Genomic DNA, 16,351 nt, shown 5'->3' with positions numbered 1-16,351 from the left:
GCGGGACGGCCGGGCCACGGCCGCGGCGAGGAGGCGGGCGATGCGGGTACGCGGCTGGGTGACCCGGGGGCGGCACGTCCGCGCGGCAGCGACGCTTGCCGCTCTCGTGGCCGGCGCGACGCCGCTGGCCACGGTGCAGTCACCGGCCTCGGCGGCCGCCGCCGTGGCGTCGGCGGGGGCACAGGTGTGCCAGGTCCGCGACGACCGGCTCACCGAGATCTCCGGGATGGTCGCCACCGACGACGGGTACGTCGTGGTCAACGACGGCGCCGACGACGAGGCCCGCCTCCGGATCTTCTTCCTCGACCGGCGCTGCGCGGTGACGCGAACGGTCAGCTACCCCTCCCGGCCGCGTGACACCGAGGACCTGGCCCTCGGCCGGGACGGCACCATCTGGGTGGCCGACACCGGTGACAACGACCGCAACCGCGAGACCATCGGGCTCTGGCGGCTCGCCCCGGGGGCGGATCGGCCGGTGCTGTACCGGATGACGTACCCGGACAATCCGCACGACGCCGAGGCGCTGCTGCTCGACGCGGCCGGCCAACCGTTGATCGTCACGAAGGGCGGCAGCGGCACCGTCGTCCTGTACGCGCCGGCCACCGCGCTGAAGCCGGGGGCCACGACACCGCTGGTCTCCGTCGGCAAGGTGGTCCTTCCGTCCACCACCACGAGCAATCCGTTCTCGTTCCTCGGGCGGGCCGTCGTCACCGGTGCCGCGAACGCCCCGGACGGCAGTCGGGTGGTGCTGCGCAGCTACGCCGACGCGTTCGAGTACGACGTGGCCGGCGGCGACGTGGTCGCCGCGTTGACAAGTGGCACCCCGCGGGTCACGCCGCTGCCCGACGAGCCACAGGGCGAGTCGATCACCTACAGCCGCGACGGCCGGTCCCTGCTCACCGTCTCCGAGTCCGCCGACCAACCGGCCGGCAGCCGCCCGACGATCCTGCGGTATCCCGCCGCGACGGCGACGACGGCCCCCGCCCCGCACCCGGCGGAGTCCAGCACTGCGGCCCCACCGTCGCCCCCGGCGGCCCACCCGGCGGCACAGACGGCCGGCATCGGGGCCGGTCGGACCTGGCCGCTGGCCGCCGGCGCCGGGACGCTGCTGGCGCTCCTCGCCGTGGCCGGGGTGCTGTGGCGGCGACACACCGACCGGCGCTGACCGACGGCAGGCCGAGGCGTCGGCGCCGTGCGGCAGGATTGGTGGATGTCCGTGCTGTCCGAGCTGCGCCACCCGATCGTCGCCGCCCCGATGGCCGGTGGTCCGTCCACCCCGGCCCTCGTGTCGGCAGTCTCCGCCGTCGGCGGGCTGGGATTCCTGGCCGCCGGCATGATCGACACCGCGCGGTTGGTCGCGGACATCGCCGAGGTGCGCGCGCGTACCGAGCGGCCGTTCGGGGTCAACGTCTTCCTGCCCGGCGACGGCACCGTCGACGAGGAGGCCATCCGGGCGTACGCGCGGCGGCTCGCCCCGCAGGCCGACCGCCTCGGTGTGCGGTTGGGCGAGCCGGTGGGCGGCGACGACGCGTACCCGGAGAAGCTGGCCGCGCTTCTCGCGGACCCGGTCCCCGTGGTGTCCTTCGCGTTCGGGCTGCCCGACCGGGCCGTGGTGACTGCCCTGCGGGGGCGCGGCACCGAGGTGTGGGCCACGGTCACCGGCCCGGCCGGCGCCACGGCCGCCGCCGACCTGGGTGTGGACGCCGTCGTGGTGCAGGGCACCGAGGCCGGTGGCCACCGGGGCGGGATCCCGGACGACGACGACTACGCGCTGTTGCCGCTGCTCCGGTTGGCCGCCGCGCGGTGTGACAGGCCGCTGGTGGCCGCCGGTGGTATCGCCGACGGCCCCGCCCTGGCGGCGGCGCTGGCCGCCGGGGCGCAGGCCGCCCAACTCGGCACCATGTTCCTGCGCTGCCCGGAGGCGGGCAGCTCGCCCCTGCACCGGCAGGCGGTGGCCAGTGCCGCGCCGACGGCGTTGACCCGGGCGTTCACCGGCAAGCGGGCCCGTGGCGTGGTCAACGACTTCCTGCGCGCCCATGACGCGGCGGCGCCGGCCGGCTACCCGCAGGTGCTGCACCTGACCCGCCCGCTGCTCGCCGCCGCCCGGCGCGACGGCGACGCCTCGGTGGCCAATCTGTGGGCCGGGCAGGCGCACCGTCTCGCCCGGGACGTGCCGGCGGCCGAGCTGGTCGTCGAGGTCAGCGCCGACGCCCGGGTCGCGCTGGCGGCGGCGGCGCAGCGGGCGACCCGCTGGGGCTGACCGGGCCACCGGTCGTCGGCTCGGGCGGGCGGAACGCGCCGGACGCGGTACCCGTTAGAGTCTCGCCGTGATCGAGATCGGCGCGTACGTCGACCTGTCCCACCCGCCCGACCGGGTCTGGCTCGCACTGACGGACCGGGAGCTGCTCGGCCGCTGGTTCGCCGAGGCGGACATGGTGGAGGGTGTGCCGGACCGGCTGCTGCTGCACACGGCCGGCCTGCCCGGCTTCGACGCCGACGTCGAGGTCGAGGTGACCGAGCGGCGGGTGCCGGAGCTGCTGTCGCTGCGCTGCGACGAGGCCGGTCGGCTCACCGAGCTGACCTGCGCCGTCGCCGCCACCAAGCAGGGCAGCCGGTTGACCGTGCGGGAGGTCCCGACGCACGGCTCCTGGTCGGAGGAGCAGCACGAGTCACGCGAGCAGCAGCTCCGGCAGGCGTTGACCGTACGCCTGCCGGCGATTCTCGACTGGCTCGCGTTCCAGCAGGTCGACCTGCGGCGCGGCGAGGCCGGGATGACGACCGAGCTGCCGGTGCTCGGCGCGGCCGGCCCGGCGCGGGCCCGGCGTCGTCGGCGTGCGGCGGTCGCGGGGTTGGCCGCGGTCGTGCTCGTGGCGGGGCTTGTGGCGTGGCTGACGCTGTCCGGCGAACCGGGCCCCTCCGCCGCCGCGCCGAGCCCGTCCCCGACGCCGACGACACAGTCGCCGAGCATGGCGGCGGCCGCGCCGACCGCCGCACCGAAGGCGACACCGTCGGCGCGGCCGTCGCGCAGCGCCACGCCGACCACCACCGCCCGTCCGAGCCGCACCCCTTCCGCGAAGCCGTCGCGTACGTCCACAGCGGCGCCGCCGCCGCCCCCATCGCCGCTGGCGGCGCGCTACGACACCGACTCCAGCCGGCTGTTCGGCTACACGGGGGAGGTGGTGGTCGACAACCCGGGCACCGCGCCCGCCGACCAGTGGGTAGTGGTGGTGACCCTCGCGGAGGGCAGCAGCGTCGACGACGTCGAGGGGGCGGACTGGCGACAGGACGGGCAGGCGATCACCTTCAGCGGCCTGGCGGTGCCTGCCGGCGGGACGCGGACGATCCGGTTCGACGTCCGTGACAGCCGGCCGAAGGCCCGGGAACCGGAGGGCTGCACGGTGGGCGGCAACCCGTGCGCGGGGCTCTGACTAGGCTCTTCGGTATGGCACTGCTGCACCGGGCGACGCTGCGCCCCACGAAGCTCGAACTGCTGACGACCTGGCTGCCCGGCCGACAGTGGTGGCAGGGGCCGGCCGACGTCGAGGCGGTGAGCCGGGGCGCGTACCGCTTCGACGACCCGGCCGGCGAGGTCGGCATCGAGACCATCCTGGTCGCCGCCCCCGACGGGCCGGTCCACCAGGTTCCGCTCACCTACCGCGCCGCGCCCCTCGCCGACGCCGACGAGTGGCTGGTCGGCACGACCGAACACTCGGCGCTCGGCCGTCGCTGGGTGTACGACGCCTGCGCCGACCCGGTCTACGCGGCGGCGTTGACCCACGCCATCCTGGCCGGCCCGGGTCAGGCGGAGCAGTACTTCGAGGTCGACGGCAGGCGCGAGGTGCGACCGCCGACGGTGACGATCGAGGTCAGCGGCGACGGCGGGGCCGTGCCGGCGGTCGACGCCGTCCGGCAGGTCGTCGACGAGGTCGACACGGTCATCGTCACCGACGCGGTGGAGCTGGTCGTGGTCCGCCGGCCGGTCGCCGGGGCGGTGGAGGCGCGCGGCGCCACCCTGAGCGGCGCCTGGGAAGGGCAGCCGACGCCCCTGCCGCTGGCGTACGTCCGCAGGCTCTGACGGCGGTGGGCGGCCCGACCGGTCGGGCCGCCCACCGCGTTCACCACTGGGCCGGAGGCGGTGGCGGTGCCACCGGCGGTCGGTCGTCGCAGGTGATCGTGTTGGGCAGCAGCCACGGGGCGAGCCAGCCGCCGTCGTTGCCGCCCAGGTCGGTCAGTGTGAACTCCGACCCGGCCGGGGTGAAGTGGAACGATCCGCAGTTGTTGACGCCTACCGCTCCCACGTTGCGGGCGTCCACGTTGGCGAACGAGGCCGACCCGGCGGAGCGGGCGCTGAGCACCGAGGTGCCGGTGCCGTCGACCCGGATGTCGCGGAAGCGCACGTTGCTGATCGAGTAGAGGTCCTTCACCGGCCAGTCGCTGACCAGCATGATCGCGTTGTAGGTGCTGTCCAGGTACGCGTCGCCGGTCACCTCGACGTTCGCGTCGATGCTGCGGTCCAGTGCGAACATCCAGATGGCGCCGAGCCCGATGTTCCAGTTCAGCTCGTACGTGCCGGCGCGGGCTGTGGTGTTCTCGGTGAACCGCAGGTGCCCGGCGAACGGCTCCGCGCCGAAGCGGGCGCCGGCGTGCAGACCGCTGCCCTCGCGGACCGGGTCGGCGACGAGGTTGTGCGAGACGGTGGTGTCGGTGCCGCCGTAGATGGCGATGCCGTTGGCCAGGGTCGGTGACTGCACGGTGTTGTGGTCGAACGTGTTGCGCGCGTTTGCGGTCTTCTCCGACCACATCGCCAGGCCGTCGTCGCCGGTGTTGCGGACGAAGGTGTGCGCCACGAGGGAGTCGGTCACGCCGGTGTGGAAGTTGAGCGCGTCGGCGATCTGGTCGACGACGATGGTGTTGGTGACCCGGACGTTGCGCATCGGCCCGTCGAACCACAGGCCGGCCTTGGTGTGCCGCAGGTGCAGCCCGTCGATCGTGGAGTCGGTCATCGCCCCGCCGACCGCGTTGACCTGGTCGGTGTCGATGCGCTCCCGCACGTCGCCCTCGATGGCGAAGCCGGAGAGGTGCACGTTGCGGCTGCCACCGTCGGCGGCGTCACGGCCGTAGAAGCCGACGCCTGTGTGCACCGAGCCGTCCGGCGCGGGCGTCGGCAGGGCGACCTCGCGGCCCTTGAAGGTCGTGTACCAGTTGCCGGCGCCCTCGATTGTCACGTCGTCGACGATGATGTGCCGGTTGACCTGGTAGGTGCCCGGCGGAACGTAGACCTTCAGGTGGGTACGCCTGGCGAAGGCGATGGCCCGGTCCAGGGCGTCGGCGGAGTCCCGCCGGCCGGTGGGGTCGGCGCCGAAGGCCAGCACGTTCGCCGCGAGCAGCCGTACGCGCGGCGGTGCGACCAGTTCGGAGTCGAGCAGGTCGATGACCGTCCACGCGGCGGCGCTGCCGGCCGGCGCGGTGAGCCGGACCTTGTCACCGGCCCGGTAGGTGCGTCCGAGCAGGAGCCGCTGTTCGTCGTAGAAGTGGGTGGGCCGGAACGGCTTGTCGATGCTCGGGGACGGCGTGGTGGCCGACGGCACGCACCGGCACTCGGTGATCCACCAGTCCGGGTGCAGCAGCCCGGCCTGCGGGTCGTTGGTGAACGGGTACTGGTTGTAGAGCCACGAGTACTGCGAGGTCAGCGTCATGGTGCGGAGGTGCGTGCCGTTGACGGCCACCCGCAGGGGCGCGGTGATCCCGCCGCCGGTGGGCGCGTCCGGGATGCTGTACCGCACGGTGATCCCGTTGGCCGCGCTGGGCAGGACGAATTCCACGTACTCGCCGGGGGTCAGCCGGACGGCCCGGCGGCCCGACGCCTCGGCGGGAAGCGTGTAGGCGGCCCGGTCGGGGCCGATGACCTCGCCTGTGGTCCGGGCGTTCTCGGCCTCCTGTTCGAGGAAGTCGACGTCGGCGCCGCGTCCGGCGACCAGCGCCGGGTCGAGGGCGGCGCGGGTGACCACCGGCCGCGCGGTGTCGGACGCGGACGGACCGGCGACGGCGACGGCGGGCGCGGCGGCGAGCACGGCGAGACCGGTCGCGAGCGCGAGCGCCGCTGTGGCCGGCCGGCCGGGGCGTCCCCGTGGCGGCAGAATGCTGCGAAACATCTGTGACCCTCCTGGGTGGATGGTGGTGGAGGTCCGCCCGGCGCCCCCGGCGCCCGACATTGATCTGCATGATGCAGCACCGAACAGCCCGCTGCAAGACGACAATCGAACTACGAAAAGAGGCGACTGCAAGGTCGCAAGAAATGGACGATCGGCGAGTTGAGGTGTCGCGCGTCGCCTGCGCCCCGACGGCCCACGCCCGGCGTACGCTGGGCCGCGTGGATCAAGAAGACCGGATCGCCCTTTTCCTCGACTACGAGAACCTGGCGTTGGGAGCCCGCGACCACCGTGGCGGCGCGGCCTTCGACTTTCGGCCGATCGCCGACGCGCTGGCCGAGCGCGGACGGGTCGTGGTGCGCCGGGCGTACGCCGACTGGTCGTACTTCGACGAGGACCGCCGGATGCTCACCCGGTCCCACGTCGAGCTCATCGAGATCCCCCAGCGCATGGGCGCGTCCCGTAAGAACGCCGCCGACATCAAGATGGCAGTGGACGCGATCGAGCTGGCGTTCGAGCGCGACTACATCTCCACATTCGTCATCTGCAGCGGCGACAGCGACTTCACGCCCCTGGTCCACAAGCTCCGCGAGCTGAACAAGCGGGTCATCGGTGTCGGCGTCGAGGGGTCCACGTCGGCGCTGCTGCCGCCGGCGTGCGACGAGTTCCTCTACTACGACCGGCTGGAGGGCGTCGACATCCCGCCGCCGCGCGGTCGGCGCGCTCGTCCCACCACCCGCCAGGCCGGCCCGGACCAGCGCCCGCCCGAGCCGGAGCGGGAGCACGAGCCCGAGCCGGAGGTGGACCGCCGGCCGGCGGGGGAGGAGCCCGGCCGCGACGTGGACGCGCTCGCCGTGCAGGTCGCCCAGACGGTTGCCGGGTTGCAGGGCAGCGCCAACGGTGAGGTCACCGCCTCCCGGCTCAAGCGCACCCTCCTGCGCAAGGATCCGACGTTCAGCGAGTCCGACTACGGCTTCCGCACCTTTGGCGAGCTGCTGCGCCACCTCGGCGAGCGCAACGTGATCGAGCTGGCCGAGGGGCCCGCGAAGGGCGACCCCGAGGTGTCCCTGCCCGAGCACGGCGACCGGGAGGTGGCGTTCGGCCTGCTCCGGGGCGTCGTCGCGGACCTGGGCAGCAGCGGCAACCCGGTGGCGTTGTCCGGGCTGAAGAACCAGGTGCGCCGGGCCCGCCCCGACTTCAGCGAGAAGAAGCTCGGCTACCGCAGCTTCCTCCAGTTCTGCAAGGCCGCCGCCACCGCAGGCATACTCGACCTGCGGTGGAGCCCCGAGGCCGACGACTACCTGCTCACCACTGCGGGGTGAACGCCGCAGCCCGGTAGCCCGGGCCGGCCATCGACAGCTGTCGAGCGGAACTGCCGGGACTGCCCATAGGGTGGACGGCAGGGCTGCCCCGAGGGCGAGGTGAGGGTCGGCATGTCGGGACGTGGCGAATGGACACTCGTCGGCCGCGACGACGAGCTGAAGACCATCGAGGACGTCGTGTCGGCGCGGGCGCCCGGCCTGGTGCTGGTCGGCGACGCCGGGGTGGGCAAGACACGGCTGCTGCGTGAGGCGCTGGCGCGGGCCGCCGAGGACGGCGTGGAGTGCCACTGGGTCTCCGCGACCGGCGCGGCCCGCTCCATCCCGTTCGGCGCGGTCTCCCACCTCATTCCCGCCCCCAATCGACCGCGCGCCGACCCGATGAGCCTGGTCGTCACGGTGGAGCGCGACTTCGCCCGCCGCAGCGCCGGCCGCCCCGTCATGATCGGTATCGACGACGCGCACCTGCTCGACGACCCCTCGGCCGGGCTGCTGCACCAACTCGCCGTGCACGGCCTGGCGGTGGCGGTGGCGACGGTCCGCGCGGGCGAACCACTCTCCGACGCCCTCACCTCGCTGTGGACCGGCTCCGGCCGGCGGCTGGAGGTGCGTCCCCTGCCCGCCACCGCCGTGGACCACCTGCTCGACGAGGCGGCGCCGGGCCCGCTCGACGCGCTCAGCCGCCGCCGCCTGCGCCAGCTCGCCGACGGCAACCCGCTGCTGCTGCGCGAGCTGCTGGCCGACGCGCTGGACACCGGCGGGTTGCGGGAGTCGCGGGGCGTCTGGCGTTGGCGCGGCACCGCGTCGGGCAGCCCTCGCCTGGCCGAGCTGGTCAGTGCCCGGCAGCGCGCCCTGGAACCGGCCGCCCGTCAGGTGTTGGAGGTGGTCGCCTGCGGTGAACCGCTCTCCCTCGCCCTGCTGGAACGGTTCGTCGACCCGGCCGCCATCGAGGCCGCCGAGCGCAGCGGCATGGTGGTCGCCGAGCGCTCCGGCGCACGGACGGCGCTGCGCATGGCCCATCCGCTCTACGGCGAGGCGTTGCGCGCCAGCATGCCCGCCAGCCGGTCCCGCACCGTGTTCGGGCAGCTCGCCGACGTGCTGGCGAGCATGCCGCTGCGCCGCCGCGACGACGCGCTGGTCGCCGGCGTGTGGCAACTGCGTTCGGGCAGCGTCCGGCATCCCGGTATCGCGCTGGCCGCCGCGCGGCAGGCCATCGACCGGTTCGACATCGACCTGGCCGAGCGGCTGGCCCGCACGGCGTACGACGCCGGGCAGGGCTGGGAGGCGCAGTGGCTGCTGGCCCGGGTGCTGCAGTACCAGGCGCGCAGCCAGGAGGCGTTCGACATGTTGCCGCCGGCGCCGCCGCCGGGCAGCAAACGCCTCGCCATGTGGGCGATCACCCGGGCCGGGCTGCTCTACTGGGGCCTGGACCGGATCGACGAGGCGCACGAGACGTTGCGGATGGTGCCGGCCGGCTCACCCGGGCACGACCTGGCCGAGGCCACCCGGTCGTGGGTGCTGTTCTACGACGGCCGGTGCGAGGCGGCGCTGGCGGTGGGCCAGGCCGTCCTGGCCAGGGCCGACACCGGCGTACGCGCGGCCAGCTGGGCGACCATGGGCGCCGCCTCGGCCGCCGGGATGCTCGGCCGGCTCGACCTCGCGGCGGAGTTGGCCCAGCGCGGCCGGGCGGTGCTCGCCGCCGAGCCGGAGCATCTGCCGTGGAACGAGGCGCAGGTCGGGCTGGGGCTCTGCTACGCCCGGTACGCCGCCGGCGAGCTGTCCGGGGCCGTCGAGCTGGCCGACGAGGGCTACCGCGCGGCGGTGGCCAGCGACGCGCGGGGGATGGTCGCCGTGTGGGCCGGGTTCCGGGGGATCATCGCCAAGTCCCAGGGGCGGCTCGACGGCGCCGAGGCCGACCTGCGCGAGGCCGTCGCCCTGGTCGAGGAGAACGACCAGTACCACCTGGTGCGGACGTACTGGGCCGAGCTCGCGGGCGTCCGGGCCCTGGCCGGTGACCTGCCCGATGCCCGCCGCTGGCTGGCCGCGGCGGACGCGCGGGAGCGGACCGCGAACCGGATCTTCCACCCCTGGGTGGAGCTGAACCGCGCCTGGGTGCAGGTGGCCGAGGGCGATCTCACCGCTGCCATCCGGACCGCCCGGCACGCCGCCGACCTGGCCCGGGGCAGCGAGCAGCCCACCATCGAGGCGGTGGCGCTCTACGAGTGCGCGCGGCTGGGCGCCCCCGAGCCGGTGCGGGACCGGCTGACAGCCCTCGGCGACCTGCTCGGCGGGTTGGCGTCGACCCTCGCCGGCGCGGCCGACGGTCTGCTCCGCGACGACGGGCCGACCCTGGAGGCAGCAGTGGACGACCTCGTCGCCCGCGGCCACACCCTGCTCGCCGCCGAGGCGCTGGGCGCCGCCGCCCGGGCGTACGCCCGCCGTGGTCGACCTCGCCTGGCGGTGGCGCAGCGCGCCGCGACGCTGGCCCAGGCCTGCCAGGGCGTACGCACACCACTGCTGGCCGCGACCGCTCCGGGTGCGGAGCAGGCGACGCTCACCCGCCGCGAGCGGGATGTCGCGCTTCTCGCGGTGGCCCTGTCCAGCCGCAGCATCGCTGACCGGCTGGGACTGTCGGTCAACACCGTCAACAACAACCTGGCCCGCGTCTTCACCAAGCTTGGCGTCCGCAACCGCCGGGAACTCGCCGTGGTGCTCGGCCACGACCGGCCGGACGTACGGGAGACAGGTCACCGCGAGCGATCCAGCCTCGACAGTAGGTAAGGGCGACTGATCTACCGGGTTACCGCGCGCCTCCCTACCGTGCGGTAACACACCTACCGGTGCACTCAGTCCCTGGAGGACGGCATGAGCCAACTGGATCCAAGCGGACCGCCAGGACGGCGACCCACCAGGTCGTTCCACGTCCACAATGTTCTGTTCGCCGCCGGGATGGCGGTGGCGGTGGCCACTGTCACCGCGGTCGTCGCCCCGGCCGCCGGCGGCGCCTCGACCACCCCGGTGAGCGCCGCGCCAGCGGCGGTGTCGTACGACGCGCCGCCCTGCACCCGTGAGCTGGAGGGCACCACCTGGCTGCTCGATCCCTGCGTGAAGCCGGGCGGAAAACTTCCGGTGGAGGTCGAGGCGCGGCTCGCACAGATCCGCACCCAGAACGCGGCGGCCGCCGCCGACTGCCCGGACCCGACGGATTCGCCGTCGGCCTCGACGTCGGCCACGCCGACCCGCCAGACCCGGCCGCCGGTGACGGCTGAGCCGGTCGCGCAGCGGGCCCCCGCCGCGACCGCGACCGCACCCACCTCGACGGCATCGCCAAGCGGTTCGCCCTCCGCGTCGGCGTCGCCCACCGGCTCGCCCTGCCCCTCGGGCAGCGCATCCCCCTCCGGGAGCGCGTCGCCGTCGGGCAGCGCGTCCCCGTCGGGCAGCGCGTCTCCGTCGGGCAGTTCCTCCCCGTCGGGGAGCGCGTCTCCGTCGGGCAGCGCGTCCCCGTCGGGCAGCGCGTCTCCGTCGGGCAGCGCGTCTCCGTCGGGCAGTTCCTCCCCGTCGGGCAGCGCGTCTCCGTCGGGCAGTTCCTCCCCGTCGGGCAGCGCGTCGCCATCGGGCAGCGCGTCGCCGTCGGGAAGCTCGTCCCCCTCGGGCAGCGCCTCGCCCAGCGGCTCGTCATCGCCCACCGACGACCCGACCGACCCGACCGACCCGCCGACCGGGCCCACCGGGACGCCTCCGCCGCCACCCCCGCCGCCGACCGGCTGCCCGCAGGTCAACGGCAACCCCACCCTGGTGGACGCGAACAAGGACCGCATCCGCTGCCGCGAGGTGCAGACCGTCGAGGACGACACGGTCCTGACCCTCACCGGGGACTCGATCAGCTCCTCGCACCACCAGTTCGGCTTCGGCGTGGGCCCCGGCTGCCCGATGACCTCCTTCGACGACCGCGGCATGCCCGGCAACAACGGCGTCTACAGCTACGGCCGCCGCTACTTCGACATGGACGGCAGCATCGTCGACTACGACAACTACGCGCGCACCGGGTACGGCACCGGCGACATCATCTTCGGTCGCGCCGGTCCCGACGCGTGCGGCAACGGCTGGGGTCGGGTGGCCAGCCCGCTCGGCCTCGCCACCGCTCGTATCGCCAAGGCCAAGGCGGACGGGCACAACGCGTACCACGCCACCACCGGCGGAGTGAACAACACCAACTGGACCACAGTCCTGACCCGGCTCGGCATGTGCCGGGGCCTGGAGTTCGCGGCCGAGGCGCTGGACCCGTACGGCGTGTTCCGCTTCGAGTGGGCGGCCGTGGGCGGCAAACAGGGCATCGTCACCAACGGCGGTGGTTGCAACTTCTGGCTCGACCTGCCGGTCGGCGAGGACTACTACATCAACATCGGGGTGCCGCGCTACGACGGCCCGGCCCAGTACGCAGGCATCACGGCCGACGCCACCACAATCGTCAACTCGCTGCTGGGCGCCGGTGCGGACAAGGTGGTGTGGATGCTGTACTACGACATCACCCCGGCGAACCTCGACGTCGGCCAGTACGGCTGGGCCAAGCTCAAGTCGCTGCTGCCGACCGGATTGCAGTCCTACCTGCCCTCGGCGCCGGTGTCGACGCTGCAACCGCTCATCGATCCGCTCTGGGTGGGCACCGTACGGGGTGTGATCAGCGACCTCAACTGGGCCATCCAGCTCGGCGTCCCGTTCGACCCGGCCGTCCGGGTGGCGTTTGCGCCTCCGTTCACTCCGGGTGACATTCAGGTCACCGCAGAGGGAGGATCGCCGCATCCCAGCCCCTCCGGGCAGGACAAGTTGGCCAGCACTTTGGCGGGCGTCCTCAGCGGTATGTGACGTCGGCCTGATTCATCGCTCAGGACGGGGAGGAATCGCCGATGCGGTTCCTCCCCGTCGCCCGCACAGGTGGAACTGTGTCGGAATTGCGGCTATCACGGCGGTTCATGCTCACCTGCGCCGTACCCCCAGCACGAAAATTGCGTTACGGTCGGCGAATGAAGGTGGAGGAACACTGGTGGAACGGTGACACGACCCCGCGCGGGCGCCGGGACGTGTACATCCGTACTGACGGGCAGGGTTGGGAGGTCCGCGCCCAGATCGGTGGGGCGTCGGGTCGTGAGCGGGTGCAGCAGTGCCCAAGCCGGGCCTCGGCGGCCATCCTCGCCGACGCCTGGCGCGGCACCCACCCATCCTGGCGCGAGCTGAAGCAGCGCTGATCCGGCACCGGGCCGGGCCGGCAACGCTCCTGGGCTCCCCGCCCGGTGCGCCCCGGCCCGCCCGGTGTTCACCTTCCGCCGCCAGCGGTCCTCCCGGCGCCTGGCGACAGTGCGCTCTGAGGTCAACCGACCGCCTCCTTTGATCACGTGCTGAATAGTAGGTCGGAGAGGACTCCTGGACCTGTTTCCCATCACCTGATCGAGGGCTGGTCCGCGCATCCCCGTGTTCCCCGCGGCAGGCCGGGTACGCGGGGGTGGTCCGCGCCCGATGGAGGTCGCCCATGTCGCAGGCTCCCGACGAGGAGAACCCGAGGCTCGCCGAGGAGGTCCGGGAGGCCGAGCGCCGGCTCGCCGACCTCGCCAGCCCGTCGGACGACGCCCTGACCGACGACGACGCCCGGACGCCGGACGAGGCCCCTTCCGAGCAGGACAGCGACCAGGCAGGGTGATCGCCGGAAGAGGCGCCTCAGCGACGCCAGAACTGGCGGGGCGCCAAACCTTCACGTCGCAGCCAGTGCTCGGTGTAGACGATCCGCTCCGCCTCAACGACCACCAGGGTGTCCTCGGGTGGCTCGGACAGCGGTCGCCCCCGCTCGGCGTGCTCGTTCTCCCATCGGAACGCCTCCCAGTAGTGCGCACGGTCCGGATGTCCCGGGTCGAGCACCCGGGCGGCGCCGAACACCTGAGCCCCGCGGCTGCTGGCCAGCCCGACCAGCGGCGCGAAGATCCCGACGGACACCCGTGGATCGGCAGCGATGTTGCGCATCTTCGGCGAACGGGGCGCGGCCGTGAACAGCACAGTGAAGTCGAGCGAGTAGTACCGCACCGGGGTGGCCAGCGGACCGTCCGGACCCGTGGTCGCGAGCACGCACATGTTCTGCGACGACAGCAGGTGGAGAATGCGCTCCTCAAGCCGTTCGCGATCGAGTCGTCCAGTCGGCGTGGGGCCGGCCAGCCACGGATTCGTCAACGGCATGCCGCCTCCTCGATCATGGCGAGCACCTTACGGCCGGGCCGCTCGGCTACCAAGATCGGCAGGGCGCGCCAACGGGCCTGCCCGGCGAAACAACGCCGGCCAGGCCCGTGGACCCGAGGAAACTCAGGGCTTGAACGTGAAGGTGAAGTCGCCGGACAGCTTGCCGCTCAGGCGCACTGTCGACACGAGCTTCCCCTCCTCACTCATCCTGTCGACCTCGGCTCGTGACAGGCCGAAACCCGCTGCGATCAGTCGTGCGGGCCGGACGGGGATGCGCGCCGCGAAGCGCACCGCGACCTCGACGATGTCGCGGTCCAGGTGCGCCGATCCGTTGGTGTCGAGACGCCAGGCGTTGTCCCAGTCCAGGACGAATCGATTGCGACGCTGCACGATCGGATCCTGAAGCAGCTCGGCGATCAGGCGACTGTCGTTGTCGTGCAGCCGGTCGAGCAGCTCAGCTGGGATGGAGCGCACGGTCGTCCGCTCCAGGACCTCGAGCTTCACCGTGTCACCGCATCCGGTGCAGAGCGCGAGGAGCCAGATGTCGATGAGCTTGTGGTTGGCGTTGACGCGGAATCTGCCGCTCGGCCGGAAGTGTGCGGACGCGCACACATGGCAACGGCGGCGGATTATGGGCAGGCAGGTGGGCACGACGGCCCAGTTGATGAGCACAGAGGTACACCGGTTCCAGTGAGAAGTCCGCAGCAAAAAGGAGCGCGGCGCACAGGCGCGACGCGCGAATCAGCGCTCGGGAGGTCTCACAGGGTGTACAACGGCACGTCCTCGCCTAGACGACAGTTCGGCAGCACGGTAACGGCGCGGCGCGGTGCCGCTCCACTGTTTTTCTGGCACCACAAAGGACCCCGGCGGCCAGGGCGTGTCCTGCCGATCACGACACCGGCGACGGCGACGACTGTTGGAGCAGGTCAGTCCTGCTGCTTGCGGTGCGGCCGGCGGCCGTGCGCTCCGCCCAACGACGTCGACAGCGGCCCCTGATGCCGTCCGACGGATCGGCGCATCGCGTTGACCAAGGCCAGTTGCGCTCGGGCCGGTGCCGCCATCGCCTGCTCGAACTCTTCCTGCGAAAGTGGTGCTGTCGTCGTGTCCACCCCGGCGGCGACATCCAGGAATCGCTGCACCGCGTGGCCGAACCTGTCGATCTCGGTGGCGACCGGGTTCGGGGCGACGAGGCTGGCCGACATCAGTGCGGCGCTCCACACTGCCCAGTCATAGTCCCAGCCCGTACGCGCCAGGTGAGCGCGCCGCATGATCATCGAGAAGGTGGCGTACTCACGCAGGAGGTCCTGGTAGGCCACGAGTTGCCGGTCCCGCAACCAGTGTCGGTCCTGTGCCTGGCGGGTGAGCACCCCGCCGACGAAGACCCCGACGGTCGCCGAGAGCGCGCCGCCGACAGTCGTGACGACGATATCCAGCAACGCCATGCACCCTCCCCGTGACCGCCGGGGACGAGCATCGGTGATCGCGGCCTCCGTCGTCAACGCACGGGACGAGTCGCCGGGCGCGAGCCGACGGCGGCCGTCGCGCAACATCCGACACGTCATCCCCGAACGCAGCGACCAGGTCGCCCGCCGCGCCGCCAAAGGCAGCGCCGGCGGGCGACCCCCGGCCTTCGACAAGCAGGTCTACCGCAAACGCCACGTCGTGGAACGCTGCTTCAACCGGCTCGAACAACGGCGCGCTGGAGTTGGTCCTCGCGGCGGTCGTCCGCGCGGCGCCGATGGGTGGCGATGAGGTCTCGGATGGTGTGGAACGCGGGTTTGGGCGTGTAGTCGTCGTGGAGCAGGCCGAACCGGTTCTTCCAGGTCCCGTTTGTCAGGCCGTCGCGGAGGCCGAAAAACTCATATGTGGTGACGCCGAGGTCGGAGTCGAGGATCGTCCTGGCCACGGTGGAGAGGACGCGGGCCTGGGTGGCTTCATCGCGTTCGTCGTCGGTGGGCCACCCTGTCTCGGTGATGTGGATGGGAGTCCGCTCGGGCACTCCTGCCTCTGCGGTGACCCGCCGGAACGCCTCCACGAGGAAGATGACCGCTCCGGGGAGCTGTTCCTCGGGGATGCGGCGGAACACGTCGGGGAAGGCGTCGAGGCCGATGTAGTCCAGTGCGCGGAGGCGATCTGGACCCAGAGCTTCGGCCATCTGTCGCCAGAACTGAGGATCGGCCATCCCCGCGGAGTTCACGCCGACCCGCACCGGAGCGTTCAGGCGCGTGCGCTCATCGAGAGCAGCGGCCACTCCGGCGGCGATCGCATCGAGACAGCCCGGAGAGCCGCCATCTTGCGGGGCGGGCATGTCGGGTTCTTCGCCAACCTGAACGTTGCCACCGCCCCACGTTGCGACGTCTCGGACTGCCTGGCGAACGAATGACGCGAACCCGTCGGGGTCTGGCGCTGGGCTCTGATAGCAGGCGACGAGGTCGATCCGCCTGCCTTGGCCGACGTACCTGCCCGGATCGCTGGGTGTCTCAGCCGCGTGGCCGCGGTCACCGGCCTGCCGGCCGAAGTGTCTGTAGCAGCGGATCAGAAAGTAGGGCGCATCGCCCTGCAACTCCTCGATCGCCCGGACCGCTCGCTCCGGATCTTCGGGAGGGCACTCCAACGGGCGAAAGTCGACGAGGTCGGCGTCCACAACGCCAGGCCAGACTCCAA

The 16,351-nt window shown here is 72.8% G+C and carries 15 protein-coding genes and 1 pseudogene; 10 read left to right on the top strand and 6 right to left on the bottom strand.

All coding sequences use genetic code 11. The features are described 5' to 3' along the window. The first annotated feature begins 40 nt into the window (after nt 1–40). The 4 genes from OOJ91_RS30305 (at nt 41) to OOJ91_RS30290 (ending at nt 4,075) form a co-directional block, all read left to right on the top strand. Nucleotides 41–1,165, top strand: a complete 1,125-nt coding sequence (locus OOJ91_RS30305) for a hypothetical protein (protein WP_266250342.1) — start codon at nt 41–43, stop codon at nt 1,163–1,165. A 45-nt stretch (nt 1,166–1,210) separates the two neighbouring features. Further along, nucleotides 1,211–2,260, top strand: coding sequence for an NAD(P)H-dependent flavin oxidoreductase (locus tag OOJ91_RS30300; RefSeq protein WP_266250341.1), 1,050 nt, complete (start codon nt 1,211–1,213; stop codon nt 2,258–2,260). Between the two features lie 67 nt (nt 2,261–2,327). Next, a complete protein-coding gene (locus OOJ91_RS30295; protein ID WP_266250340.1) occupies nt 2,328–3,428 on the top strand; it encodes a cellulose binding domain-containing protein in 1,101 nt (366 codons plus the stop codon). A 14-nt stretch (nt 3,429–3,442) separates the two neighbouring features. Then, a complete protein-coding gene (locus OOJ91_RS30290; protein WP_266250339.1) occupies nt 3,443–4,075 on the top strand; it encodes a CG0192-related protein in 633 nt (210 codons plus the stop codon). A gap of 40 nt (nt 4,076–4,115) precedes the next feature. Here OOJ91_RS30290 and OOJ91_RS30285 read toward each other — a convergent pair whose 3' ends face one another. Next, nucleotides 4,116–6,152, bottom strand: coding sequence for a glycosyl hydrolase family 28-related protein (locus OOJ91_RS30285; protein ID WP_266250337.1), 2,037 nt, complete (start codon nt 6,150–6,152; stop codon nt 4,116–4,118). Between the two features lie 218 nt (nt 6,153–6,370). On the opposite strand from OOJ91_RS30285, the gene OOJ91_RS30280 reads away from it, so the two are divergent. Then, nucleotides 6,371–7,471, top strand: coding sequence for a PIN domain-containing protein (locus OOJ91_RS30280; RefSeq protein WP_266250335.1), 1,101 nt, complete (start codon nt 6,371–6,373; stop codon nt 7,469–7,471). A 111-nt stretch (nt 7,472–7,582) separates the two neighbouring features. Next, nucleotides 7,583–10,249, top strand: coding sequence for an AAA family ATPase (locus OOJ91_RS30275; protein WP_266250333.1), 2,667 nt, complete (start codon nt 7,583–7,585; stop codon nt 10,247–10,249). 65 nt (nt 10,250–10,314) lie between these two features. On the opposite strand, the gene OOJ91_RS30270 is transcribed toward OOJ91_RS30275, so the two are convergent. Further along, on the bottom strand, nt 10,315–11,259 hold the full coding sequence (locus tag OOJ91_RS30270) for a hypothetical protein (protein ID WP_266250331.1): 945 nt from the start codon (nt 11,257–11,259) through the stop codon (nt 10,315–10,317). A 4-nt stretch (nt 11,260–11,263) separates the two neighbouring features. Here OOJ91_RS30270 and OOJ91_RS30265 point away from each other — a divergent pair, with 4 nt between their 5' ends. The 3 genes from OOJ91_RS30265 (at nt 11,264) to OOJ91_RS30255 (ending at nt 13,160) form a co-directional block, all read left to right on the top strand. After that, nucleotides 11,264–12,331, top strand: a complete 1,068-nt coding sequence (locus OOJ91_RS30265; protein ID WP_266250329.1) for a hypothetical protein — start codon at nt 11,264–11,266, stop codon at nt 12,329–12,331. Nucleotides 12,332–12,489: 158 nt separating this feature from the next. Next, nucleotides 12,490–12,711: a hypothetical protein gene (locus OOJ91_RS30260; RefSeq protein WP_030335934.1), complete on the top strand. Its 222-nt coding sequence runs from the start codon at nt 12,490–12,492 to the stop codon at nt 12,709–12,711. Between the two features lie 281 nt (nt 12,712–12,992). Further along, nucleotides 12,993–13,160, top strand: coding sequence for a hypothetical protein (locus OOJ91_RS30255; protein WP_266250316.1), 168 nt, complete (start codon nt 12,993–12,995; stop codon nt 13,158–13,160). Nucleotides 13,161–13,177: 17 nt separating this feature from the next. On the opposite strand, the gene OOJ91_RS30250 is transcribed toward OOJ91_RS30255, so the two are convergent. The 3 genes from OOJ91_RS30250 to OOJ91_RS30240 form a co-directional block, all read right to left on the bottom strand. Next, complete coding sequence (locus OOJ91_RS30250; protein WP_266250314.1) at nt 13,178–13,687, bottom strand: pyridoxamine 5'-phosphate oxidase family protein; 510 nt, start codon at nt 13,685–13,687, stop codon at nt 13,178–13,180. Nucleotides 13,688–13,810: 123 nt separating this feature from the next. Beyond that, entirely contained in the window at nt 13,811–14,338 is a 528-nt protein-coding gene (locus OOJ91_RS30245) for a DUF1062 domain-containing protein (protein WP_266250312.1), read from the bottom strand. Nucleotides 14,339–14,613: 275 nt separating this feature from the next. Then, nucleotides 14,614–15,129: a hypothetical protein gene (locus tag OOJ91_RS30240; protein WP_266250310.1), complete on the bottom strand. Its 516-nt coding sequence runs from the start codon at nt 15,127–15,129 to the stop codon at nt 14,614–14,616. 97 nt (nt 15,130–15,226) lie between these two features. Here OOJ91_RS30240 and OOJ91_RS30235 point away from each other — a divergent pair. After that, nucleotides 15,227–15,403 (top strand): annotated as a pseudogene (locus OOJ91_RS30235) (IS5-like element ISMt1 family transposase); the annotation flags it as partial. Here OOJ91_RS30235 and OOJ91_RS30230 read toward each other — a convergent pair. Beyond that, entirely contained in the window at nt 15,363–16,331 is a 969-nt protein-coding gene (locus tag OOJ91_RS30230) for a hypothetical protein (protein ID WP_266250308.1), read from the bottom strand. The pseudogene OOJ91_RS30235 and the gene OOJ91_RS30230 sit on opposite strands and share 41 nt — an antisense overlap. Between the last annotated feature and the right edge of the window lie 20 nt (nt 16,332–16,351).

The organism is Micromonospora lupini (assembly GCF_026342015.1).
Classification (GTDB): domain Bacteria; phylum Actinomycetota; class Actinomycetes; order Mycobacteriales; family Micromonosporaceae; genus Micromonospora; species Micromonospora lupini_B.
Note: the sequence above shows the minus strand (reverse complement) of the source record. Positions and strands in the feature narration are given on the sequence as shown.